Origin of the sequence: Salinispora sp. H7-4, assembly GCF_013416675.1 — a bacterium.
GTDB classification, from domain to species: domain Bacteria; phylum Actinomycetota; class Actinomycetes; order Mycobacteriales; family Micromonosporaceae; genus Micromonospora; species Micromonospora vitiensis.
This window is the reverse complement of the sequence record NZ_JABZED010000078.1, coordinates 19,660-44,053: the sequence shown is the minus strand read 5'-3', so window position 1 is coordinate 44,053 and position 24,394 is coordinate 19,660. Positions and strand designations below refer to the sequence as shown.

Sequence of the window (24,394 nt, the reverse complement as noted above, 5' to 3'; positions counted from 1 at the left end):
CGCTGCATGTTGATGAGCCGTCTCCGCAGGTCGATTGGTCGGCCGGGGAGGTGCGGCTGCTGACCGAGGCGCAGCAGTGGCCGGTGCTGGACCGGCCTCGCCGCGCTGGTGTCTCATCGTTTGGCATCAGCGGCACCAACGCCCACGTCATCCTCGAACAGGCACCCCCGGCCGACGCAACCCCGGCCGACGCAACCCCGGCCGACGCACCCCCGAACGATGCCACCACCGTCGAAGCACCTTCGACCGGCGTCGCCCCGGCCGACGAGCCGCTGACCGACGCGCCCGCCGTCGAAGCACCTTCGACCGACGCCACCCCCGCCGTCGCGCCGCCCGTGCTGCCCTGGCTGCTGTCCGCCCGCTCGGCGGAGGCGTTGCGTGCCCAGGCCGACCTGGTCGCCGGCACCGCGGGTGCGCTCGACGTGGCCTACTCGCTGGCCACCACCCGCACGGCCTGGGAACGCCGGGCCGTCGTGGTCGCCGCGGCCGGGGACGACGCGATCCGCGCCCTGCGCGCCGTCGCCGAGGGAGCCGACGCCGCCGAACTGGTGCAGGGCTCCCCGTCCGCCGGCAAGCTGGCCATGCTCTTCACCGGGCAGGGCGCCCAGCGTCTCGGCATGGGCCGCGAGTTGGCCGCGGCGTACCCGGCCTTCGCGGAGGCGTTCGCTGAGGTCTGCGGACACCTGGACGCACAGCTCGAACGGCCGCTGCGGGAGGTGCTCTACACCGAACCGGACGTCGCCGACGCCGCGCTGCTCGACCAGACCGCTTACAGCCAGAGCGCGCTCTTCGCCATCGAGGTGGCGCTGTTCCGCCTGCTCGACTCCTGGGGCATCCGACCCGAGCTGGTCGCCGGGCATTCCATCGGTGAGATCACCGCCGCCCACGTCGCCGGGGTGCTGTCGTTGCCCGACGCTGCCACCCTGGTCACCGCCCGGGGTCGGCTCATGCAGGGTATGCGCGAGGACGGCGCGATGGTGGCGGTCGAGGCGTCCGAGGCAGAGGTACGCCGGGAACTGGCCGGTCGGGAAGCGGAGTTGGGCATCGCGGCGGTCAACGGCCCGCTCTCGGTGGTGATCTCCGGCGATGATGACGCCGTCGGCGCGGCCGCCGACGGCTGGCGGGCGCGGGGCCGCCGGACCAAACGGCTGCGGGTCAGCCACGCGTTCCACTCGCCGCACATGGAGCCGATGCTGGCCGAGTTCCACCAGATCGTGGCCGGCCTGGCCTTTGCCCCGCCGAGGGTGCCGGTGGTGTCCAATCGGACCGGTCGGCTCGCCGACCCCGACGAGATCTGCACCCCCGAATATTGGGTGCGGCACGTGCGGGAGGCGGTGCGGTTCAGCGACGGCATCGCCACCCTGCAGGCCACCGGGGTCACCACATTCCTGGAGGTTGGGCCGGACGCCGTGCTCACCACGATGGGTCGGGACTGCGTCACCGACATGGCGGACGCCGCCCTGGTGCCGGTGTTGCGCAGTGGCCGGCCGGAGGCGACGACCCTGTTGACGGCCGTCGCCACGCTGCACACCCGGGGCGTCCCGGTCGACTGGCGAGCCTGGTTCGCGCCCACCGGAGCCCGGGTCACCGACCTGCCGACGTACCCGTTCCAGCGTCGCCGGCTCTGGCTCGACGCTCCGGCGGGCAGCGGGGGCGATGTGCCCGGCCTCGGCCAGCGCGCCGCCGCCCACCCGTTGCTCGGCGCGGTAATCGGGCTGGCCGGTGCCGACGGCACGGTGCTGACCGGTCGGCTGTCGTTGCGGACTCACCCGTGGCTGGCCGAACACGCCCTCGCCGGGACGGTGCTGCTGCCCGGCACGGCGTTCATCGAACTGGCCGTCCGCGCCGGCGACCAGGTCGGCTGCGGCCTGGTGGAGGAGCTGACGCTGGAGGCCCCGCTGATCGTTCCCGCGCAGGGCGGTGTGGACCTCCAGGTGGTGGTCGGGGTGCCCGACGAGGCGGGGCGCTGCCCGGTCACCGTGCACTCCCAGCCGGACGACCGCGTCCCGGGATGGACCCGGCACGCCAGCGGTGTGCTCGCCCCGGTGGCCGCCACCCTCCCCGCCGTGCCGGCAGAGGGCGCCTGGCCACCGGCCGGCGCCGTCCCCGTCGATCTCGACGGGCACTACGACCGGCTTGCCGACTCCGGCTACCACTACGGCCCGCTGTTCCAAGGGCTGCGGGCCGCCTGGCGTCGGGATGACGAGGTGTACGCCGAGGTGGCGCTCCCGGAGGACGTCTGGTCCTCGGCCGAGCGGTTCAGTCTGCACCCGGCGCTGTTCGACGCGGTGCTACACACCCTCGACCTGACAGGGAGGGACCCGAGCGACGACGACCTGCTCCGGCTGCCGTTCGCCTGGCGAGGTGTTGCCCTGCATGCCACCGGGGCGGCGGCGCTACGGGTGCGGTTGCGCCGGATCGGGCCGGAGGAGGCCTCCTTCGAGCTGGCCGATACCGCTGGCGTACCGGTCGCCTCGGTGGCCTCGCTGGTGGTCCGGCCGCTGGCCGCCGACCAGCTTGCCAGGGCGCGGACCGGCCATCGCTCGTCGTTGTACCAGGTGGCCTGGACCCCGGTGCCGGCCCCGGAGACCGCCACGAACGACGCGACGGTGGTCCTCGGCGACGACGACCTCGGCCTCGGGGTGCCCCGTCACCCGGATTTTGCGGCGCTCGCGGCGGACATCGAGCGGACCGGTGCCGCGCCACGGACCGTCGCCGTCGCCTGGCGTACCACGTCGGACTCGACCGTGGCGGCGGCGACCGGGGCGCTCGCCCTCGTGCAGGGGTGGCTCGCCGACGAGCGGTTCGCCAGCAGCCGGTTGGCGGTGGTAACCACTCGGGCGGTCGCGACGGCCGAGGGCGAGGACGTGCCCCGACCGGTGGACGCCACCGTCTGGGGTCTGGTCCGGGCCGCGCAGGAGGAGAACCCGGGCCGGTTGGCCCTGGTCGACCTGGACGGGGCGGACCCGACCGGGCTGCAGGCCGCGCTGGCCGTTGACGCCGAGCCACAGCTGGTGGTGCGCCGGGCTGAGCTGTTCGCGCCCCGGCTCGCACCGCTGCCGGTACCCGACGGCGAACTGCCGGTCGATCCGGACCCGGAGGGCACGGTGCTGGTCACCGGCGGCACCGGAGGGCTGGGCCGGCTGGTCGCCGAGCACCTGGTCACCCGGCACGGCGTACGGCGACTGTTGCTGGCCAGCCGGCGGGGCCCGGCGGCCCCGGGAGCGGAGGAGTTGGTCGCCCGCCTGGCGGCGGCCGGTGCCCAGGTCACTGTGGTGGCCTGCGACCTGGCCGACCGGGCGGCGGTGGCAGCCCTGCTCGACGGGGTGCCCGCCGCGCACCCGCTGGTCGGGGTGATCCACGCGGCGGGTGTGCTCGACGACGGGCTGGTGGCCACGTTGACGCCCGAGCGGGCGGCGGCGGTGCTGGCCCCCAAGGCGGAGTCCGCCCGTCACCTGCACGAGCTCACCCTGGATCGGTCGCTGCGCTGGTTCGTACTGTTCTCGTCGGTGGCGGCCACTCTCGGCGGTGCCGGCCAGGCCAGCTACACCGCTGCGAACGCCTACCTGGACGCCCTGGCCCAGCACCGGCGAGCGCACGGGCTCGCCGGCATCTCACTGGCCTGGGGCTTGTGGGCCGAGCCGGGTAGCGGGATGACCGGCCACCTCGGCGAGGTGGACCTGCGCCGGATGGGCCGATCCGGGGTGGTCGCGCTGTCCACCGGGGATGCATTGGCGCTGTTCGATGCAACTGTCCCGGCGGGACCGGCGCTGGCCCTGCCGGTCCGGCTCGACCTGGCCGCGGTCCGGGCACGAGCGGAGGGCGTGCCGCCGCTGCTGCGGGGCCTGGTCCCCGCCCCGACCCGGCGGACGGCGGCCGGTGCGGCCGGTCCGGCCGCCGGTGAGCGGTCACTGGCCGACCGGCTGGCCGGGCTGACGCCGGATGACGCGGACCGGATGGTCACCGAGCTGGTCTGCGCCCGTGCCGCCGAGGTGTTGGGGCATGACCGTCCGCAGGCGATCGATCCGGACAAGGGCTTTCTGGAACTCGGCTTTGATTCCCTCGCGGCCCTGGAATTTCGTAACAGCATCGGGGCGGCCAGCGGGCTGCGCCTACCGGCGACGCTCATTTACGATTATCCCAGTCCGGCGGCGGTGGCTCGCTTCGTCCGGTCGGAGTTGACCGGTGTCCTGGGGGGCACCCCGTCGTTGGAGGCCGAGTTGGCCCGGCTTGAGGCGTTGATGGACGACACCGTGCCGGACGAGGGGGAGCGGGGCCGGATCACCGTCCGGCTCCAGGCGCTGATGTCTCGGTGGAACGCCACCTACGGCGCGGCCGGTGCGGAGCCGGCCGCCGGGGACCTGACGTCGGCCACTGCGGACGAACTGTTCGAGATCCTCGACGACGAACTGCAGGGGTCGGACTGATCATCCGATCCCGGGATCTGAGGTCCGTTGGCGCCCACGGGTGGCCGGCAGACCTCGGGTCTCCCTCGCGCGGATGGGTGGGCCTTGGTCCACCTTCGGCGTGGGTCCATGACCGTATCGCGTAACCGTTCGACATCATACGGTAGTGGCCAGCTGGGTGAACGTCAGATTCGCCGGTGGCCACCACCAGGGGTGGACACGGGAGAGGCAGGGAGGATGCGGGTGCGACTCGAAGAGGGGATCGTCGCCAAAGTCACCCGGAACGGACAGCTTGAGCTTGTCTCCGAACGCAGCGGGTTGCGATACCGGTTCGGTGCGACCGCCGCCGCGATGTGGATCGCGCTGCAGCAGCAGGGCGGCTCGCTGGAGCGGGCGGCCGGCGTCCTGGCCTGGCAGTGGTCGGCCGATCCGGCGGCCACCCGACGGGACTTCGACGTCTGGCTGGAGGACATGCTCCGCGCCGGTCTGGTCCGGGTGGAGTGACGCGGTGGCACCAGGCGGCTCGGCGGTGGGGTGACCCCTATCGAGCCCCCTGTCCCTGCGCCGGGAAGGTCGTCTGGTCGGGGAGCGGCGGAACCCCTGGCCGGTGGGCGGCGTCAGGCGCTGGCCGTGTGGTTGACCGCGCTGATGATCAGCCGGAGCGCCTCGGCAAGCTCCTCGCCGGACGGGGCGGCCTCGGGGTCGAGCAGCCGCTGCACCGTCAGCCCGGTCATCAGTGCCAGCAGGAATGAGCCGACGGCCTTGCGGGTCTCGTCCGCGACGTCCTCGCCGCCGTCGCGGATGACGAAGGCGGCCAGGGCCGGGCGGGCGCGGGCGTAGCTCTCCGCCAGTTGCTCCCGTAACTCCGGCAGGCGCTCGGCCAGCGCGAACGCCTCAATCCCGGCGACCCAGAGCGGCCGTTGCGTGGCGAACGACTCGACCAGGCCGGTCCACATCGATTCCAGTCGGTCCATCAGGTCGGGCTGGGTGCCGTCGCGCAGCACCCGGTCAATCTCGACGCCCCACTCCTCGAAGGCCTGCACCAGCGCTGCGGTCAGCAGCGCCTCCTTGGAGCCGAAGTGGTAGCCGATCGACGCCAGGTTGGTGTCCGAAGCGGCAACGATGTCGCGGGCGGTGGTGTGCGTGTAGCCGCGTTCGTAGAGGCAGTTCCTGGCCCCTACCAGCAGACGTTCCCGATGACCCACGGGCGTCACCCTACTCGGAACCACCCCCTTATTCACCCCACCAGATCTATACGCGCGTATAAAACTCGGGGTAGCTTTCGGTCATGGCTACAGCGCAGGCAAAGGCCGGCCGCCGCGAGTGGACCGGTCTCGCGGTACTCGTCATGGTGACACTGATCATCAGCATGGACATGACCGTGCTGTCGTATGCCCTGCCGTTCATCACGGCGGACCTTGAGCCAACCAGTAGCCAACTCCTCTGGATCACGGACGTCTACGCCTTTGTACTGGCTGGCCTGTTGATTCCGATGGGGACGCTGGGGGACCGGATCGGGCGTCGGCGGCTGCTGATGATCGGCGCGGCGGTGTTCGGTGTGGCGTCCGTGGCGACGGCCCTCTCCACCAGCCCCGGCATGCTGATCGGCACCCGGGCGGTGATGGGCGCCGCCGGTGCGACGCTCATGCCGTCGACCATGTCCCTGATCCGCAACATGTTCCACGACGAGAACGAGCGACGGGCCGCGATCGGGGTCTGGGCGGCCGGCTTCTCCGCCGGTGGGGTCATCGGCCTGGTGGCCGGCGGCGCGCTGCTCCAGTACTTCTCCTGGGGCGCCGTCTTCGAGATCAACGTACCGATCATGCTGCTCCTGCTGATCCTGGCACCGTTGCTGCTGCCCGAGTTCCGCAACGCGGCCACCGGGAGACCCGATCTGCTGAGCACGGTACTGGCGTTCGTCGCGGTGCTGCCCATGATCTGGGGTGTCAAGCAGTTCGCCGAGGACGGCATCAACTGGCCGCCGGTGGCTGGTGTGGCCGCCGGACTGATCTTCCTGGCCGTCTTCGTGCTGCGTCAGCGACGCCTCACCGACCCGGTGATCGATGTCCGGTTGTTCCGGGCCCCGGCGTTCAGCGCGGCGGTGGTGATGAATGTGCTCGCCAACTTCGCGCTGGTCGGGTTCATGTTCTTCATCAGCCAGTACCTCCAGTTGGTGCTCGGGCTGCGCCCGTTCACCGCCGGCCTGTGGTCACTGCCGGCCGCCGGTGCGGCGGGCATCGGCGCGGCCGTGCTGGCCCCGATGCTCGCCCAGCGCTTCAAGCGCGCCTACGTCGCCGCCGGTGGCCTGCTGGTGGCGACCGCCGGTTGCGTGGTGCTCGCCCAGGTCGGCGACGAGTCGGGCCTGGCCCCCGCGGTGCTCGGCCAGGCGTTGATGGCGGGTGGCGTCGCCATGGTGCTGACGCTGAGCGCCGAGCTGATCGTCTCTACCGCGCCCCCGGAGCGGGCCGGCGCCGCTGCCGGACTCTCCGAGACCGGCAGCCAGTTCGGTGCGGCGCTGGGCGTCGCGATCCTCGGCAGCATCGGCGCGTACGTCTACCGGCGGGAACTCTCCGGCGAAGCACCGGACGGGGTGCCATCGCAGGCATGGGCCGCCGCCCGGGAGACTCTGGGTGGCGCGGTGGTGGAAAGCCGGACGCTCTCCACCACGGCAGCGGAAACCCTGGTGACGCTGGCGCGGGCGGCCTTCACCGACGAGCTGCGGGTCGCCGCGATCGTCTCGGCCGGCATCCTGCTGGTGACGGCGTTCCTGGCGGCCGTGCTGCTGCGCAACGTGGGCGTATCGGTGCCCGGGCCGGGCCCGTCCGACGGGTCCGGCGACGCGACCCCCTCGACGGCCGACTGCGCGACCCACGTCGAGGGACCCGTGGCCGCCGCCGATGCCACCCCGGTTGACGACGAACCGACAGCGACCGACGTCCTGCCGGCGGAGGCGGCCGCCGACGCTGAGCCGGGCCCTGCGGTCCAGATCGGTCTGGAGCCGCCGGCGGCCCCGTCGCCACCCGGCCGGCCCACCCGGTGGCCTGACCGCACCGGCCCGGTCGGGCGGTGACGTCCCCGCCTCCCACGGAAATATCAGCCCTGTGCGACGGGTTCAGCAACTCGCAGTGGTGGTGGGGCTAGGGGGTCCGGTGTTGCACATAGGGGTTGTCCGGTATTCCGGGCGTTCCTACGCTCGCTTCGTCAGAGGACACCGGTGCCGTACGGCGGTGCCGCGCGGCATGCCGGCCGGTCCGCCCGGCAGGGAACGATGATGGACGATCAGGGTGCGGCGCGCTTCGTGCGGACGCGCGATGCGCTCGGCGTACCGCTGGTCGTCCCGGTCAACGTCCCCGGGTACCTGCCCGGTGGCAAGGAGGGGAGGTCCGGTGCGGGAACGTCTCGCTTCAGATGTCCCGCTGTGGAGGTACCCGCAGCGTCGATCCGTAAGGGACCAGTGATGACGGCAACCCTCGAGAACGACCTTTGGGTGCGGCGGTTCCATCCGGCGCCGTTCAGCGCGATCCGGCTGGTGGCACTGCCGCATGCTGGTGGTTCGGCCAGTTACCTGTTTCCGGTCTCCAAGGCCCTGTCGCCCACCGTTGACGTGCTGGCGATCCAGTACCCGGGCCGGCAGGACCGCCGGCATGAGCCGGTGCTGGATTCGGTTACCGACCTGGCTGACGGGGTTTTCAACGCGCTGCGGCCGTGGCTGGACCGGCCGCTGGCGCTCTTTGGCCACAGCATGGGTGCGGTGCTCGCCTACGAGGTGGGGCTGCGGCTGCAACTGCGGATGGGCCGATCGCCGCTGCGACTGTTCGCCTCCGGTCGTCGGGCCCCGTCCCGGGTTCGTGATGAGCGGTACGTGCACACCCGGGATGATGCCGGGGTGCTGCGGGAGCTGGCCAGGCTGAGCGGCTCGGATCCGCGGGTGTTGGGCGATCCGGAGCTGCTGCCGATGATCCTGCCCGCGGTGCGGGGGGACTACAAGGCGGTGGAGACCTACCGGGCTGACCCGGACCAACGGCTGGATGCCCCGATCACCGTGCTCACCGGCGACGCCGACCCGATGACCACCCTGGACGAGGCGCACGACTGGTGTCGGCACACCACCGGTGAGTGCGACGTCAAGGTGTACCCCGGCGGGCACTTCTATCTCAACGACCATGCCGGCGACGTGATCCGGCTGATCCGGGCCGAGCTGGAGCGGCTGTTGCCCAGCGAGCCGACCGGGTAGTCGGGACGACGGTGACAGGGGGATGCCGGTAGCCGGTGTGCCCCGGCTACCGTGCCGCCAATCGGCGATCTTCGTGGGCATGTTCCTGCGGTAGACCACGACCCGCGAGGTGTCACCGTTGCCGCCGTCACAGTTTCCCAGGTGTGCCATTGAACTGTCGTTGCTGTTCATCTTTTGTGTGTCCGTCCACCCGGAGGGGACCCCACTCCTCGGTCGGCAGCCGAATTTCAGCGGCTGGCCAACCTGCGGCCACTTCCTGGCTCCGGGAGTAGCATTTGTGATGCCTTTGTCGCCAGGCCAGCACGGCTGATCAACACCGGAATTGATTTTGTAATATTGCTGTCTTCCCCGCGTCTGGCGGCCCAAGACGGACACGCTTCACGTGCGAAACGCCCGAGGTGACCTGCCCGGTCACCTGCGGGGTGACGTTCCCTCCCCCTGGGGGTCCGGCCGGCCGGATCAGGGCGACCGTGAGGTTGCGGAGTGCGGCGGCCATGGGGTGGGTGACGACTGTCACGGTGTCGTGCGCGGGCGGAGACAGCTGTACGTCCACTCCGGTCGGTCCACCGATGTGCGGATATTCTCGCCGTCCAGGGCCGGTGTGCACCCCGTCGGCAGGTGCGACGAGCCGGGCGGCCTGCCACGCACCGACGCGTGCTCTACCGCGGCTGCCCAGGCCAGCCGACGCAACGTGTCGAGCCCTTGGTTCGCGGTTGGTAGCTGGCGTGGGAGCTTGTCGTCTACTGAGGAGGAGCGCGCTCGTTTCACCACCCCTGCGCTGTCTCGCAGGTGCTGCCTCAACAAGCCGAGCCAAGGTCAACCGAACCTTACTGTCGCCGTGGCGTGATATTCGGTGACGAAGTATCACCATCCCACTTCCAACTTGTACGCGTGTCTAGGTATGCTGTGGTCGCCGTCGAGGCGCGATGAAAGCGTCAACCTAATTGGCGATCATCATTGCAAATCATGGTTTTCAGGTTGACCTGCCCAGTGGCCGGGTGGGGCTCGGCGGACCGCATGGCATCGAGCCGAACCTTTTCGTCGGGGGGTCTGTCCCGGTAGGCGACAGCGCTCCGTTCGATGCGTCATCGCTGACATAGGGAGACGGGTGGAACTCGTAGAGAGAAGCCGCGAGCTCGACATCTTGCGGGACCTTTACGCCGGAAGCGCCACGGGCAGGGGACGGGTCGTGCTGGTCAGTGGTCCCGGTGCCACGGGCAAGACCGAGCTGCTGCGGGCCGTAGCCGATCATGTCGACACCGCGGGTGGGCTGGTGCTGAGCGCCACCTGCTCGCGGGCGGAGCAGATGCTGCCGGCCGCCGTGATGGGACAGCTGTTCCACAGCGTGCCGCTGCCGACCGAGGTGATGCGAGGCGTCGGTGCGTTCATCGACCTCGGGGCCGCCACGACCGAGGGCGACGCTGACATCAGGGCCGTGCGGGTGATGTGTGCCAAACTGCTCGACATCGCCCGGGACCGGCCGCTCGTCCTGCTCGTCGACGACGTCGAGTTCGCCGACAGGACCACCCTGCAGACCCTGCTCTACCTGCAGCGCCGGCTCACCGCAGCGCAGATCCTGGTGGTCCTCACCGAGTCGCCACAACCGCAGCCGGTCAACCCCGAGTTCCGCGCCGAGCTGACCCGGCAGGCATGCTTCCACACCATCCAACTGTCACCGCTGTCCGAGGCGGGCGTCGCCGAGGTGCTTCGTGGCTGGACCGACGACGAGATGGCCCGGGCGCAGGCCCCGGCGTACCACCGGATCAGCGGCGGCAACCCGCTGCTGCTGCACGCGCTCGGCGGGGACCGGCGTGCCGCCGGGCCGACCGGCGCCACCGAAGCGATCGTCGGCGACCAGTTCCGCCAGGCGGTCCTGGCGTGCCTGCGGCGGTGGGACCCGGTGATCCTGGAGACGGCTCACGGGCTGGCCCTGCTCGACGACTTCGCCACCCCGGCACTGCTGGCCCGACTACTCGACACCAAGCCGGCCCGGGTCCAGTGGGTGCTCAACGCGCTCACCCTGTCCGGCCTGCTGGATGCGGGGCGGTTCCGACACCCGGCGGCGTGCGCGGCGGTGCTGCACGACCTGGACCCGGACGCGCTGTCCGAGATGCACGCCCGCGCCGCGGCGCTACTGCACTCCGAAGGTGCCCCGGTTCCGGCGATCGGGGGCCACCTGCTCGCCGCCGGGGGTCTGACCGAGCCGTGGGCGATTGCCCTCCTCCAGGACTCGGCGACGCACGCGCTCGCCGAGGACCGGGTCGACGACGCCGTCGAGTCGCTCAAGCTGGCCCACGAGATGTGCCACGACGCACCCCGTCGGGCAGCACTGACCGCAATGCTGGCCGACTGCCAGTGGCGGGTCAGCCCGGCGGCGGTGAGCCAGCACCTCCAGTCCCAGCGCGATGCCCTGCGGGCTGGGCACCTCTCCGAGCGGCACGCCGCCGCGCTGCTGCGCTACCAGCTCTGGCACGGCCGCCTGGAGGAAGCCCAGGAGACCTTACGGCACCTGCGGGACGCCCGACACCAACTGGACGCCACGACCGCCGCCGAGTTGGACGGGTCCGCCGAATGGCTGCGGCTGTACTTCCCGGTCGCCTTCGCGGGGCTCGACGCCGCCCCCGGCACCACGGCGACGACGACGCCGGTCCACGCCATATCCCGCACCGACGGCTCGCTCGGGTGGGTCACGCCGTCCCTGACCACCGTGCTCACCGAAGGGGTGACCGACGAGGCGATCGCCCGAGCCGAGCAGGTGCTCGGCAGCCACATGCTGGTTGATGTAGGCCCCGAGTCGGCGCTGTGTGCGTTGCAGACGCTGGTCTACGCCGACCGGATGGACCAGGCGGTGCACTGGTGCGACGCACTCGGCGCGGAGACCGGCTCCCGGGGCGCCACCTGGCACGCCATCCTGTCCGACGTCCGGTCACACATCGCACTCCGGCAGGGTGACCTGCCGCTCGGCGAGCGGTTCGCCCACGAGGCCCTGGACGCGATGTCGCCGCACAACTGGGGCGTCGCGATCGGTTCACCGCTGTCCAACATGCTGCTCGCCAAGATCGGCCTGGACAAGCTCGATGAGGCCAAGGCCCTGCTCCGGTACGTCATCCCGGACGCGATGCGGGACACCTGGTTCTGGCCGCTGTATCTGCGGGCCCGGGGCCATCTGCACCTGGCCGGGAGACGGGTGTACGCCGCGCTCGCCGACTTTGAGACCTGTGGGCACCTGGCCACCCAGTGGGGGATGGACCTGCCGACCCTGCTGCCCTGGCGCGGCGACCTGGCCCAGGTCTACCTGCGCTCCGGCCGGCCCGATATGGCGCGGAAGATGGTGACCGAGCAACTCTCCCGGCCCGGCGCCCAGAACATTCGTACCAGGGGCATCTCGCTGCGGCTGCTCGGCTCAGCGCTGGACGTGAAGCAGCGGGTCAACACCCTGCGCCAGGCGGCCAACCTGCTCCAGGAGTCCGGTGACCGGTTCCAGCTCGCCCTGGCCCTCGCCGCCCTCAGCAGAGCGCACTACGGCCGGGGGGAGTTCAACACCTCACGGGTGGTGGCGCGCAGCGCCACCCAGCTCGCCAAGGACATCCAGGCGCAGGCGCTGTGCCGCCGGCTGCTGCCCAGCGGCGACGCGGTCGGGGGCGACGAGGCGGACGCTGGCCCGGAGCACGAGGAGATGTCCCGACTCAGCGACGCCGAGCAGCGGGTCGCGACCCTGGCCGCGCTCGGCCACACCAACCGGGAGATCGGCAAGAAGCTGTACATCACGGTGAGCACCGTCGAGCAGCATCTCACCCGGGTCTATCGGAAGCTGAACGTCCGGCGCCGCACCGAACTGTCGTTGGGGCTGCCGATGGACTCCACTGGGGCTGGGTTGCTGGCGGTGGCGTCGAGCGGCGCGGAGCAGCCCTGGTCACAGTGGGAGTCAGCGGCGGTCCAGGCGAGCTGACCCGGTGTGGTGGACCCGAATAGGTGGGCCTAGGCCCACCTATTCGGGTCATTAGCTCCATAGAATGGCGCCTGCTTGATTCATACCGTGAATATGTACCCACCGCCGTTCGGCGACTTCTTCTGCGGGGAGCATGAGGTGAACAGGAACAAGGACCGGCGGACCTCGGTTGACGGCGCGAACGCTGTGTGGCTGGACGACGTGCGTAAGGCGTACGGGCGTGGCGGGAACCGGGTTGAGGCACTGCGGGGCGTGACGATGAGCTTCTCGCGGGGCAGCTTCACGGCGGTGATGGGGCCCTCGGGCTCTGGCAAGAGCACCTTCCTGCACTGCGCGGCGGGGCTTGACGTGCCCTCGTCCGGGTCGGTGGTGCTGGACGGCAAGGAACTCAACGGGATGGACGAGAACCAGCTCACCCGGCTGCGCCGGGAGCGGGTCGGTTTCATTTTCCAGGCTTTCAACCTGATGCCGGCGCTGAACGTCGAGCAGAACGTGGGTTTGCCGTTCCGGCTGGCCGGCCGGCGGCCGGATCGCTCCTCCGTGGTGGAGGTGCTGGGTCGGGTGGGGCTGGCCGAGCGACGCAAGCACCTTCCGAGTGAGCTCTCCGGTGGTCAGCAGCAGCGGGTCGCGATCGCGCGTGCGCTCATCATGCGGCCGGCGGTCATCTTCGCCGACGAGCCGACCGGCGCGCTGGACACCCAGACCAGCAGTGAGGTGTTGCAGTTGCTCCGGGAGACGGCGGCGAGCGGCCAGACGATCATTATGGTGACCCACGATCCGGTTGCCGCCTCCGCTGCGGATCGGGTGTTGTTCCTTGCCGACGGGCAGTTCGTCGGTGAGCTGGAGGCCCCGACCGCCGACGTGGTGGCGGAGCGGATGACGCACCTGACCGCATGGCAGCAGGGCCGCGCGCCGCAGTCCACCGGCCGGGGTGGGTTCTGATGATGTACCTCGCCTGGCGCACCCTGCGCTACCGCAGGCTCGCGTTCATGGCGACCTTCCTCGCGGTCTTCTTCGGCGTGGCGCTGATTGTCGCCAGTGGCGGGTTGATGGAGACCGGCGTCCGGCTGGCGGTCCCGCCGCAGCGGCTCGCGGCGGCCGACGTCGTGGTCAGCGGCAAGCAGACCTATGGCGTGCCCAAGGAGGACCCGCAGGACACCAAGGACATCAAGTCGGTCCCGCTGGCCGAGCGGTACTGGATCGATCCGGCCTTGGTCAGCAAGATCCAGGAGGTGCCCGGGGTCGAACGGGCCATCGCTGAGTCGTCCTTCACCGCCACCGTGGTCCGCGACGGGGCGCCGGTGATCGTCGGGTCCGGGTCGCTGGGCCACACCTGGGAGTCGGCCGAGCTCGGGCCGTACCAGCTGGACGGGAGGCCACCCACCCAGGCTGGTCAGGTTGTCCTGGACCGGCGGGTGGCGCGGCTGGCGCAGGTCGGAGTCGGCGACCGGGTTGACATCGTGGTCGGTGGCGCCACCTCCTCCTTCCAGGTGACCGGCATCGCCGCCCCGCCGGGTGAGACGAGCCAGTCCGCGCTCTTCTTCTCCGGCGACGACGAGCGGCGGCTCAACCCGCACGCCGGTGGCGCCGACGCGATCGGTGTGCTGGCGAAGCCCGGCACCGACGTGGCGGATCTGCGCGACCAGATCGAACAGACCCTCGCCGACCGTAAGCTGGTGGTCCTCACCGGCGACGACCGCGGGGTGGCCGAGTTCCCCGAGGCGGTCGGCGGCCAGGCGCAGCTCATCCCGCTCGCCGGTGTCTTCGGCGGGATGACGGTCTTCGTGGCGATCTTCGTGATCGCCAGCACCCTGGGCCTGTCGGTGCAGCAGCGGCAGAAGGAAGTCGCTCTGCTGCGCTCCATCGGCGCGACGCCGCGGCAGATCCGCACAATGGTGCGTCGCGAGGCGCTCGTGGTCGCGGTCGGTGCGGCGATCCTCGGCTGCGTCCCGGGGGTGTTCCTGGGGCCGTTGCTCTACCGCCTGGTCTCGGCGGCCGGGGTCATCTCGCCGGTGGTCGAGTTCCACCAGGGCTTCATTCCCTACCTTGCCGGGCCCGCCATCGGGATCTTCGCCGCGCTGGTGGCCGCCTACGTTGCCGGTCGACGCCCCTCCAAGATCCGCCCGACCGCTGGCATCGCCGAGGCGGCCCTGCAGCGCAAGTGGGTCAGTTGGCCCCGGGTGCTGTTCTCCCTCCTCTTCTTCGCCGGCGGATTCGCGTTGATCCTGGTGACGGCGATCGTGATGGAGGGGCCGGTGGCCTCGGCCACCGCCGGGCCAGCGGTGATGTGCTGGGCGATCTCGATCGCATTGATCAGCCCGGGGCTGACCCGGCTCCTCGCGGCCGTACTGAGCCTGCCGGTGCGGGCGTTCTTCGGACTCGCCGGCTACCTCGGCACGATCAACGTGCGGACACGGGCGGTCCGGGTGGCCGCTGCGGTCACCCCGATCATGCTGGCGGTGGCGCTGGCAGTGGCCAACTTCTACCTCCAGACCACCCAGAACGAGGCCGCGGAGCGTTACTACTCCGAGAACCTCCGCGCCGACGTGGTGCTCAGCTCCACCACCGGCGGCTTCCCCGCCGACACCGTCGAGGCGATCCGCTCCGCGCGCGGCGTCGAGGCGGCGTCGGCGTACGTCACCAGCGCCGGTTGGATCAACAAGCCGTACGACGGGTCGCACGTCGAGTCACCCTGGCCGTTGCAGGGCGTGAGCGGGGCCAGCGCCGCCACCATCACCGGCGTCCGGACCACCGCCGGAAACCTGGGTGACCTCACCGGCGACGCGGTGGCGCTGCCCGAGGTTGCCGGGAAGAACCTCAACATCGGTGTCGGCGACCAGATCACCCTGCGGCTCGGCGACCGGTCGGCGGTGGACCTGCGGGTGGTGGCGCTCTACCCGGCCAAGGAGGGGTTCGAGACGATCCTGCTCCCCGCCGACCTGCTCGCCGCGCACAGCACCACCGGACTGTCCCGACAGATCCTCGTCACCGCCGAGCCCGGTACCGACCGGGAAACACTGGTGGCCAATCTGCGGGAGGAGGTCGTCGGCCAACCCGGCACCATGATCGAGGGACGCGAGGCGATCACCACCTTCGCCGAACGCACCAAGACCCTGGCGTGGGTCAACTATATGCTCGTCGGGTTGGTCGCCGGTTACACCTTGATCTCGGTGGCGAACACCCTGATCGTGGCGACCGCCGGTCGCCGCCGGGAGCTGGGCATGCAGCGCCTCATCGGCGCCACCCGACGGCAGTCCCTGCTGATGCTCAGCGTGGAGGCGGGCACGGTCACCGTCATCGGGGTGGTGCTCGGCACCATCGCCTCCATCGCCACCCTGCTACCGTTCAGCATCGTGGTGCTGGGGCGACCGGTACCCTCCGGGCCATTCTGGATCTACCTGGCCGTGGTGGCGGGCGCGGCGGTGCTGGCCTTCGCCGCCACCCTGCTGCCCGGACGCCGGGTGATGCTCGCCCGGCCCGCGGAAGCCGCCGTCGCCGTGGAGTAGCGAGCAGCGTAACGACCAGTGGTGCCCCGATGGCCCGACCGGGGCACCACTACCTGCCGTCGTCGGTAGGGTCGCTCGAGGCCCGGTCCGGCGTGCCGTCAGGAGACGTCGACGCGGGTGCTGTTGAGGTAGGCCAGCACGGCCAGCACGCGGCGGTTGCTGTCGTCCGCCGGTGCCAGATCGAGCTTCGCGAAGATGCTGGTGGTGTATTTGGCGACCGCGCCCTGACTGACGATGAGGCGCTGGGCGATGGCCGTGTTGGAGCATCCCTCGGCCATCAGCTCCAACACCTCCCGTTCGCGCGGGGTCAGCATCGACAGTGGTTCCCGGCGGGACCGGACGGCCAGCAGCTGCGAGATCACCTGCGGGTCCATCGCGGTGCCACCGTCGGCGACCCGTCGAATGGCGTCCACGAACTGGTCGCTGTTGAGCACTCGGTCCTTCAGCAGGTAGCCGATGCCGCCGCTGGCGTCGGCGAGTAGCTCCTTGGCGTACAGCTGCTCGACGTGCTGGGAGAGCACCAGGATGGGCAGCCCGGGGCATCGGCGCCGCGCCTCCAGAGCAGCCTGGAGACCCTCGTCGGTGAACGTCGGCGGTAGCCGCACGTCCACCACCGCCACCTCCGGGCGCAGGGTCACCAGCGCATCGAGCAGGGCCGGACCACTGTCAACCGCCGCGACGATTTCGAAGTCGTACGATTCGAGGAGCTGGACCATGCCCTGTCTCAGCAGGAAGAGGTCCTCGGCGAGTACAACGCGCACGGCAGCTCCAGGGTTGCGATGGTCGGCCCACCTTCGGGACTGCTGAGGACGAACGTTCCATCGAACGTAGCACAACGCCGTTCGATGCCCCGGATGCCGGTGCCGGTGCCGGCATCCACGCCGCCCTGGCCGTTGTCGACCACCACCGCGCGCAGGGCACCATCCTGATGACGCAGGTCGATACTCGCCCGGTCGGCGTTGGCGTGCTTGACGATGTTGGTCAACAGTTCGGAGATGGCGAAATAGACGGCGGACTCCGCCGGTGCGGCCAATCGACCGGGCACGTCGGCGGTGACGGCGACGTCGATCGGGCTCTCCAACGCGATCGCCTGGACGGCGTCCGCCAGGCCGCGTTCGGCGAGCACCGGCGGGTGGATGCCGCGAATCAGGCAGCGCAACTCCTCCAGCGCGCTGGCGGTAGCGTTGCGTGCATCGACCAGCAGCGTCTCCGCGGCATCCGGGTTGGTACGCAGCTGGCGGGTGGCCGCGCCGAGCTTCATGCCGATCGCCACCAGCCGTGCCTGCGCGCCGTCGTGTAGGTCGCGCTCGATCCGGCGTAGCTCGGTGGCCTGGATGTTGATGACGTCCGACCGGGTCTCCGAGAGGTGCCGCATGCGGGAGGCGGTCAACGCCCGCTCGCTCGGCCCGAGCAGTGCCCTGGCGAAGTGTGCGTGCCCGGCGACCAGCCTCGGAGTCGCGGCCAGCCAGACGACGAACACCGTCAGGCTGACCAGGGCCCCGAGCGCCACCCGTGGCCAGGTGTCCATCGGGGTGAAGCCGTACCAGAAGTCCACCCCGGACTCCCGTATCAGCATCCAGAACCCGGAGGAGAGCAACAACCCCTCCACCGCATACACCAGCAGGGTGGCTGGCAGCAGCCCGAGCGCGAAGCCGACCGCGGCGTTGAGCAGCAGGAATAGTAGGTCACGCCAGCTTGCCGGGTCGGTGAGGATGAACCGGCAGCGCTGCACCCAGCCGACTACCCCCGGCTCCGACGGCCTGCCGGGAAGGTACGGCGTGGCGATGGTGACCCCGGAGCGGGCGGCGAGTTCCCGGCACAGCCCGGTCAGCCGGCGGACCAGTGGAGTGAGCAGTGGCAGCAGCAGCATCCCGATGCCGAGCAGGATGAACGCCGTGGCGAGGGCGGTGGCGACGAAGAGGACCAGACTGAGTACGGCGGTGGCCGCGATCAGCACGCCCCGGCCGGTAGCCCGCAGGGCCACCGACAGGACCGGCCGGATGTGCGCGATGGTGACGGCGTCCACGCCGAGCAGGCGGCGCAGCCAGCGGGGTCCGACGCGTTCCGGATCAACCGGGCGGAGTTCTGACCCCGGCTCGGCTACCGCGTCGCTGGTCAACTCGCCCATGTAGATGAGTGTCCCACGTCGGGGTGAGACCTTGGCCCTGAGTACTCCTCGCTGGACCGGCCGACGGCCTGCCCAGCGGCGGCGTGGCGGTGCGTTCGGGGTAGGGGCCCGTTAAGGGTTGGCGTGGCCGGCGGTGGAGCCTAGCGTGTGGGCCACGCGCTTCATCGACGCCGGATGCCGTCGACGCCGGATGCCGTCGACAACGGTGCGATGTTCCGGGAACCGGTGCGGTACGGGGCTAGCCCGGACCGTCGTCACCGTACCGGGCCGAATGAGGGGGACCGCGCTGATGAACGCCGGCATTTACGCCGTCAGCGACCTGCACGTGGCGTACCCGGAGAACCGGAGGATCGTCGAGAGCCTGCGGCCCCACGCGGCGGGCGACTGGTTGATCGTCGCCGGTGATGTCGGCGAACTCTTCGCCGACGTGACCTGGGCGTTGACGCTGCTCAGCGAACGGTTTGCCAAGGTCATCTGGGCGCCCGGCAACCACGAGCTGTGGACCCACCCCCAGGACCCGGTCCAACTGCGGGGCGACGCCCGCTACCAGGCCCTGGTGCGGCGGTGCCGGGACCTCGGCGTGACCACTCCCGAGGACAGCTACCCGGTCTGGACCGGCGTCGGCGGGCCGCTGCTGGTGGCGCCGCTGTTCGTCGGCTATGACTACTCGTTCCGCGAACCGGGCGTCACCAGCAAGGAGCAGGCCCTGGCCCGGGCCCACGCCGCCGGCATCGTCTGTGCCGACGAGGTCTTCCTCCACCCCGATCCGCATCCGAGCCGGGACGCCTGGTGCCGGGCCCGGGTGACCAGGACCGAGGCCCGCCTCACCGACTGCGATCCGGCCGTGCCGAAGGTCCTGGTCAACCACTATCCGCTGGTACGCACGCCCACCGACATCCTGCGGTACCCCGAGTTCGCCCAGTGGTGCGGCACCGAGCTCACCGCCGGATGGCACCGCCGCTTCCACGCGCGCACCGTGATCTACGGCCACCTACACATCCCCCGTGTCACCTGGCACGACGGGGTGCGTTTCGAGGAGGTCTCCGTCGGCTATCCCCGGGAGTGGCGTCCCCGTGGCCACCCCGACTCGTGGCTGCGCCCGGTGCTGCCCACGCCCGCGCCGGTCTGACCTTCGCCCCGACGAGGCAGCCGCGGTCGACCGTCGATCCCCAAAGATCGGAGCCGGCGCAGGCTGGGGCCCGGCGCCGGCTCCGATCGGCGCTCTCGACGACATCCCGATCCGGTCCGAGGGCGGCCCGGACCGGGATATCCTCACGTCGCTGCCTGGTCTGGCCAGATCAACGCCGCCCAGCGGTCAGGACTGCGGCGGGCGCGGCCGCTTGATGAACTCGATGACCTCGCCGTTGGGGCCGTACACGAAGCTGACCTCGAGGGTCATGGCGGTGGCGCCCTTGGTCTCGATCCGCGCGGGCGCCATCAGCGGACGGGCGCCGGCGGCGACGGCCCGCTGGAAGAGCACGGCCGGATCCTCGGTACGGATCGCGAAGTGCACCAGGGTGGCGGCGTGCGCCCGCTCCTCGTCGCTCGGACGGGGCTCGGCGTCGAATTCCCGCGCCGAGCCGCCGGGCGGGGTGGAGGCGGCGTCGAAGAGCTCGATCACCCGGTCGTCGCCGGCGTCGAGGAATACGCAGCGGTTGACGCCGGCCTCGGGCGCGCTCCACTCGTGCGCGACCCGGAAGCCCAGTGCCTCGGTGTAGAAGCGGACGCTGGCGTCGATGTCGTAGGTACGCAGGGCGATGTGGTCCAGGCCCAGGTTGGAAACGGGGGCGGTCATGCTGGCTATCTCCTTGGGATGGTGTGGTGCGGGATGGAATAAGGGGCGGGATCAGCCGGTGACGTCGGCCCCGCGGCCCAGGTAGCGGTCGGCGGCGTCCGGCGGCGCCAGTCCGTCGACGTTGATGAGCTTGTCGATCGCCTCCACCCCCTCGTTGCCGAGGTGAAGGCCGGCTAGACGTTCCAGCGCCACGGGGGCGATGACGTCCATGGCCCGGTTGGTGATGACCGGGCTTGCCGAGTCCACTCCGCCCAGCAGGCCCTTGGGCTCGGACAGCGGCCGCAGGCCGTGGAGCAGATTCAGGTACTGGGGCCGCCAGAGCGGAATCACGAACCATTCGCGCTCGGCGATTCCACGCTCCACCCGGCTGATGAAGGAAGCTTCGGTTCCCGGCCGGAATGCGTAGCCGTGCCGGTCGAGACCGTATTCACGGACCATCTGGGCGGAAAAGCGGCTGATGCCGGCTCCGGGGTTGATGCCGTCGATGGTCCCGGACATCCGGTCGACCACGTCGGGGCGGGCCAGGTCGGCGACCTCGCCGAGGGCGTCGGCCGGGACGTACGGGGGTACCGCCCATACGCAGTACGGCTCGTAGTGCGGGGGCAGGACCTGCACCTGGTCGCGGTACGGGGACAGGTACTCCCCGTGGCTGGAGGGCAGCCAGGCCGAGACGAGCACATCGACCTCTCCCGCGGCCTGCAACTCGAAGAGCCGCTGGTGCGGTGCCTCGATGGTGCGTACTTCGTGCCCGGAGTCCTCCAGGACGCGGCGGGTGACCGCGGCCGCGGCGCGGTGGAACGACAGCGAGATGTTCCCTACCGTGAGCGCCGGCCGGCGAATACCCGTGTCCATGAGAGGTTTCCTGCCTTTCGCATCGGGTGTCAATGAGAAACCGGGAGGACCGGAGTTCCCCGCGGTGGAACCCAGCCTGCACCCACCACGTCCCATGCGTCCAATGACAGAATATTCCTGACTCGATAAGCTGGGTGCATGGCTACGCTGCGTCGCCTCGAGTACTTCGCGACGATCGGTGGTGAAACCGGGCCATGAGGTTGCTGCCCCGTCGTCCTGGCCAGGCTCCGTCGACCAGATGGGCATGCTTTCGGCGATGTAGCGAGATTCCTCCGAACCTGACGGTGAACAACCGCGCGACCCCGGACGTGACCGCAGAAAATCGCGGCGGAAGGTCCGGCCGCGATGACAAAGCACCACGGCCGAAGACAACCTGGCACTCACCCGCCACCACGCGCACCTGCCTGACGCTCGGACGCGGCGATTGGGGCGGGCAGTCGGTGCCCGTCTGGTTGTAGCCCGGGTTGTGTTGGGACGAGCAGGCCGGTCCGGCGTCCAGCTGGCCGGTGGCCCCCGCTTTCGGGTGGGCAAGGATATGGCACATGAGGCATACGCATCATGTGTTCCACAACCCGCCGTCGGCAACGCCCGCTGCTGTGCGCGCGGCGGTTGATCGCGGCGAGCTCTTTAGCGCGCTGGATGCCATGGTCGGTGCCGCCCTGTACGGCGACGGGGACTGGAAGGAGCTGCAGGAACTCTATCTGGAGCTACTCGATCACGAGGATTGCCAGGTGAAGGCCCTCGCCGCCACGTGTTTGGGTCACCTGGCGAGGGTGTACGGCCAGTTAGATGAACCTCGGGTAGTTGCTGCCCTTCACCATGTTAGGTCGGTCCCCAATTTTGGCGGGGCCGCCGCCACTGCGCTAGAGGACATCGAGCTCTTCCTCCATCCTCGGCGTGCCCGGTGGCGGGAGCGCCTGTGGCGGGCCCTCCGTCCTTGGACCTGGATCTGAATCCAGCCACCAAGGCCACGCCGACGGATATGTAGCACCCCTCCTACCGCAGCCGGTACCGGTTTCCTACTAGTGTTCCGGTAGTTAGCCAAGCTCCAGACTGCATTCTGGCACTGGCCACCGACAGGACCCACGACGAGAATTCACGGGCGGTGGCGCACGGTTCCTGCGGTTGGTGCGCTGACGCTCGTACGGCGGCCTGCCGGAGATGTCCCTGCCGGATGCTACGTTCCACGCCGTGGACCGTACCTCGATGTCCCGGCAGGCTGCACAGAGTTACGTCGATCATTTGGAGCGCCGGGACTGGCCCGGACTGGCCGCCCTGCTCACCGACAGTGTGGTCTACGAGATGCCGCAGACCCGTGAGCGTATCCACGGCGTCGACGCGTTCCTGCGGTTCAACATTGAGTATCCAGGCGATTGGCATTTGCGCCTCCGACGGGTGGTCGCCGATGGCAGCTTTGCTGCTCTATGGCTGGACATTCGGGTCGGTGTCGAGCAGCAGGACGCGTGCGTCTGGCTCGAGGTGTCTGAGCATGGACTCATCAGGAAGATCGTCGATTACTGGCCCGAATCATACGATCCGCCGTTGGGCAGGGAACACCTCGTGGAGCGGTGGTGATCCAGACGAGTTGTTCCGAATGTCAGCCGTCATTGGCGATCCGGGACCGGCTGACGGGTTTGCTGGTGTTGTAGTGGTGCCAGATCGCGGCGGTCATGGCGAGGAAGCGTTGGGCGACTTTGAGTGTGGGTTCGTCGTACGCAGGCTTCTCTTTGCGCGGCGGACGCTGCAGTTCGATGCCCCGTTCGTCGGACTGGTCGGCTCGAATCGGTGGGACGGACGACGTCGCTGTCGGGTCGGCCGCGTCCGTGCGGAATTTGACACGCCACGATGAACCTGCGCGGAGGCGCCGCCATCTGTCTGGACCGGGTCATCAGCGGTGACCAGGTCTACCACCGGACTATCCGCCCCGTCGACAACCCCGACGACAGCCAGACCGGCAGGGCCCAGCAGCCGGGTCGTATCCTCAACCATGCCTGTGGCTCTTCCGTGGTGATCAGCCTGCTTCGACGACAAGATGATCAACCAAGAGCCTCGGGCGCTTCAACCAAGGTCCACCCCGGACAGAGTAACCGCGTCGGCGAAACCCCCATCAACTTCGTTGACCCGCGATGCGGCGGCGATCAGCGGGACCTGCTCCAGGCTGACCGCGGAGAGCCTGCACCGGCGTAGCTCGCGTGCTGCGGTACTGCTGAGGACGAACGTCCTGTCGGACATGGGGATACGAGGCCCAATTCATGGTGTGTTTCGATGAGGTCGCGTGGCTCTATCCAGCGGCCGCCAGGTAGTCCGAGTAGAACAGTCCCAGGCCAATCGCCAGGCAGATGCCGGCGATGGTCCAGAATCGGACCACAATGTTGACTTCGCTCCATCCGGCCAGTTCGAAGTGGTGGTGCAGCGGCACCATCCGGAAGACCCGCTTTCCGGTGGTGCGGAACGAGACAATCTGAATCACCCAGGTGACGGTGATGATGACGAAGAGGCCGCCGATCAGGATCGACAGCAGCGTGGTGCGGGTTGCCACCGCGAGTCCGCCGATCAGGGCGCCGAGCCCGAGCGCGCCGACGTCGCCCATGAAGATCCGCGCCGGGGACGTGTTCCACCACAGGAAACCCACGCAGGCGCCGGCGCCCGCAGCCGCGATGATGGCTATTTCCAGCGGATCGCGGACCTGGTAGCAGTAGTCGTTCGCCCGAGCGTAGGCCTCGTCGGCGCACCAGTGCCGGTATTGCCAGAACCCGATCAGCGCGTATGTGCCGAGCACCAGGGCTGACGCGCCGGTGGCTAGGCCGTCAAGGCCGTCAGTGAGATTCACGCCGTTTGACATGGCCGTAATCACGAATACGAACACGATCACCGAGCCAACCTTGCCGACGTCCAGCCAGCTAATGTCCCGAATGAACGAGATGTGCTCGCTGGCCACGGTCTGGCCGTTGGAACTCGCCACGTAGAGTGCGGCGATGCCAAATCCGGTGCCGATGACCGCCTGGCCGAGTAGTTTGCCCCTGGCGGACAGTCCGTCGGAGTTGCGCTGGCGGACCTTGAGGAAGTCGTCGACGAAGCCGAGCGCGCCGCAGAAGACGAAGAGGCCGAGCAGGACGAGGGCCGTCATGGTCGGTTGCACCTGCGCGATTTGCCCCTCGGGCAGTGTGACCAGGGCCAAATGCCCGGCGACGTAGGCGATGACGGTCGCCACGATGAATACGACGCCACCCATCGCCGGCGTACCCTTCTTGCCCTCGTTCGAGGCGAGGCCGAGGGAACGGATCGGCTGTCCGGCCTTGAGCGCGGTGAATACTCGGATCGCCACTGGCGTGCCGAACAGGGAAATAATGAACGCGACCGCAGCCGCGACAACGACCGCCCTCACGGGCGAGCCTCGACGAGATCAGGGTCTCTCACGACATGCCACCGCACGACGGGCGAAGTCGTACTCGGACAGTCCATCGAGCTTGCACCCCAGCGCTTGGCGAATCAGCCAAGGCCTGCCGCGCCGGCAGTTCTTTCCC

General features: G+C 69.9%; 17 protein-coding genes. 10 read left to right on the top strand and 7 right to left on the bottom strand.

Annotation, left to right across the window (positions count from 1 at the left end; all coding sequences use genetic code 11):
• Together H0524_RS24220 and H0524_RS24215 are read left to right on the top strand one after the other, a co-directional pair.
• Positions 1–4,427: SDR family NAD(P)-dependent oxidoreductase (locus tag H0524_RS24220; protein ID WP_180200717.1), on the top strand; the 4,427-nt coding region annotated here is incomplete at its 5' end.
• A 216-nt stretch (positions 4,428–4,643) separates the two neighbouring features.
• Positions 4,644–4,910, top strand: coding sequence for a hypothetical protein (locus tag H0524_RS24215; RefSeq protein WP_018219215.1), 267 nt, complete (start codon positions 4,644–4,646; stop codon positions 4,908–4,910).
• Positions 4,911–5,023: 113 nt separating this feature from the next.
• Here the strand turns inward: H0524_RS24215 and H0524_RS24210 are convergent, their stop codons facing one another.
• Positions 5,024–5,611 carry a TetR/AcrR family transcriptional regulator gene (locus H0524_RS24210; protein WP_180200716.1) on the bottom strand — a complete coding sequence of 196 codons (588 nt, stop codon included), beginning with the start codon at positions 5,609–5,611 and terminating at the stop codon, positions 5,024–5,026.
• 83 nt (positions 5,612–5,694) lie between these two features.
• Between H0524_RS24210 and H0524_RS24205 the strand changes: the two genes are divergently transcribed.
• The 5 genes from H0524_RS24205 (at position 5,695) to H0524_RS24185 (ending at position 16,095) form a co-directional block, all read left to right on the top strand.
• Positions 5,695–7,476 carry an MFS transporter gene (locus H0524_RS24205; protein ID WP_180200715.1) on the top strand — a complete coding sequence of 594 codons (1,782 nt, stop codon included), beginning with the start codon at positions 5,695–5,697 and terminating at the stop codon, positions 7,474–7,476.
• A 387-nt stretch (positions 7,477–7,863) separates the two neighbouring features.
• Positions 7,864–8,640, top strand: a complete 777-nt coding sequence (locus H0524_RS24200; protein WP_180200714.1) for a thioesterase II family protein — start codon at positions 7,864–7,866, stop codon at positions 8,638–8,640.
• A 1,108-nt stretch (positions 8,641–9,748) separates the two neighbouring features.
• Positions 9,749–12,589: a LuxR family transcriptional regulator gene (locus tag H0524_RS25520; protein WP_180200713.1), complete on the top strand. Its 2,841-nt coding sequence runs from the start codon at positions 9,749–9,751 to the stop codon at positions 12,587–12,589.
• 138 nt (positions 12,590–12,727) lie between these two features.
• Positions 12,728–13,531, top strand: coding sequence for an ABC transporter ATP-binding protein (locus H0524_RS24190; RefSeq protein ID WP_026323121.1), 804 nt, complete (start codon positions 12,728–12,730; stop codon positions 13,529–13,531).
• Positions 13,531–16,095 carry an FtsX-like permease family protein gene (locus H0524_RS24185; RefSeq protein WP_180200712.1) on the top strand — a complete coding sequence of 855 codons (2,565 nt, stop codon included), beginning with the start codon at positions 13,531–13,533 and terminating at the stop codon, positions 16,093–16,095. Before H0524_RS24190 ends, H0524_RS24185 begins: the two co-directional genes overlap by 1 nt.
• 98 nt (positions 16,096–16,193) lie before the next feature.
• On the opposite strand, the gene H0524_RS24180 is transcribed toward H0524_RS24185, so the two are convergent.
• Together H0524_RS24180 and H0524_RS24175 are read right to left on the bottom strand one after the other, a co-directional pair.
• The gene (locus H0524_RS24180) at positions 16,194–16,856 is read right to left on the bottom strand and encodes a response regulator transcription factor (RefSeq protein WP_018728887.1); all 663 of its coding nucleotides are present in this window, start codon (positions 16,854–16,856) and stop codon (positions 16,194–16,196) included.
• On the bottom strand, positions 16,820–18,223 hold the full coding sequence (locus tag H0524_RS24175) for a sensor domain-containing protein (protein ID WP_180200711.1): 1,404 nt from the start codon (positions 18,221–18,223) through the stop codon (positions 16,820–16,822). Before H0524_RS24175 ends, H0524_RS24180 begins: the two co-directional genes overlap by 37 nt.
• 289 nt (positions 18,224–18,512) lie before the next feature.
• On the opposite strand from H0524_RS24175, the gene H0524_RS24170 reads away from it, so the two are divergent.
• Positions 18,513–19,352, top strand: a complete 840-nt coding sequence (locus H0524_RS24170) for a metallophosphoesterase (RefSeq protein WP_180200710.1) — start codon at positions 18,513–18,515, stop codon at positions 19,350–19,352.
• 186 nt (positions 19,353–19,538) lie between these two features.
• Here H0524_RS24170 and H0524_RS24165 read toward each other — a convergent pair whose 3' ends face one another.
• Entirely contained in the window at positions 19,539–20,018 is a 480-nt protein-coding gene (locus H0524_RS24165; protein WP_180200709.1) for a VOC family protein, read from the bottom strand.
• Positions 20,019–20,069: 51 nt separating this feature from the next.
• The gene (locus tag H0524_RS24160) at positions 20,070–20,870 is read right to left on the bottom strand and encodes a glycine betaine ABC transporter substrate-binding protein (RefSeq protein ID WP_180200708.1); all 801 of its coding nucleotides are present in this window, start codon (positions 20,868–20,870) and stop codon (positions 20,070–20,072) included.
• Positions 20,871–21,412: 542 nt separating this feature from the next.
• Between H0524_RS24160 and H0524_RS24155 the strand changes: the two genes are divergently transcribed.
• Positions 21,413–21,823 carry a hypothetical protein gene (locus H0524_RS24155; protein WP_255436216.1) on the top strand — a complete coding sequence of 137 codons (411 nt, stop codon included), beginning with the start codon at positions 21,413–21,415 and terminating at the stop codon, positions 21,821–21,823.
• A gap of 208 nt (positions 21,824–22,031) precedes the next feature.
• Entirely contained in the window at positions 22,032–22,445 is a 414-nt protein-coding gene (locus H0524_RS24150) for a nuclear transport factor 2 family protein (RefSeq protein ID WP_180200707.1), read from the top strand.
• 483 nt (positions 22,446–22,928) lie between these two features.
• On the opposite strand, the gene H0524_RS24145 is transcribed toward H0524_RS24150, so the two are convergent.
• Positions 22,929–23,102: a hypothetical protein gene (locus H0524_RS24145; protein WP_180200706.1), complete on the bottom strand. Its 174-nt coding sequence runs from the start codon at positions 23,100–23,102 to the stop codon at positions 22,929–22,931.
• Positions 23,103–23,151: 49 nt separating this feature from the next.
• On the bottom strand, positions 23,152–24,255 hold the full coding sequence (gene mraY / locus H0524_RS24140; RefSeq protein WP_180200705.1) for a phospho-N-acetylmuramoyl-pentapeptide-transferase: 1,104 nt from the start codon (positions 24,253–24,255) through the stop codon (positions 23,152–23,154).
• Positions 24,256–24,394 lie beyond the last annotated feature (139 nt).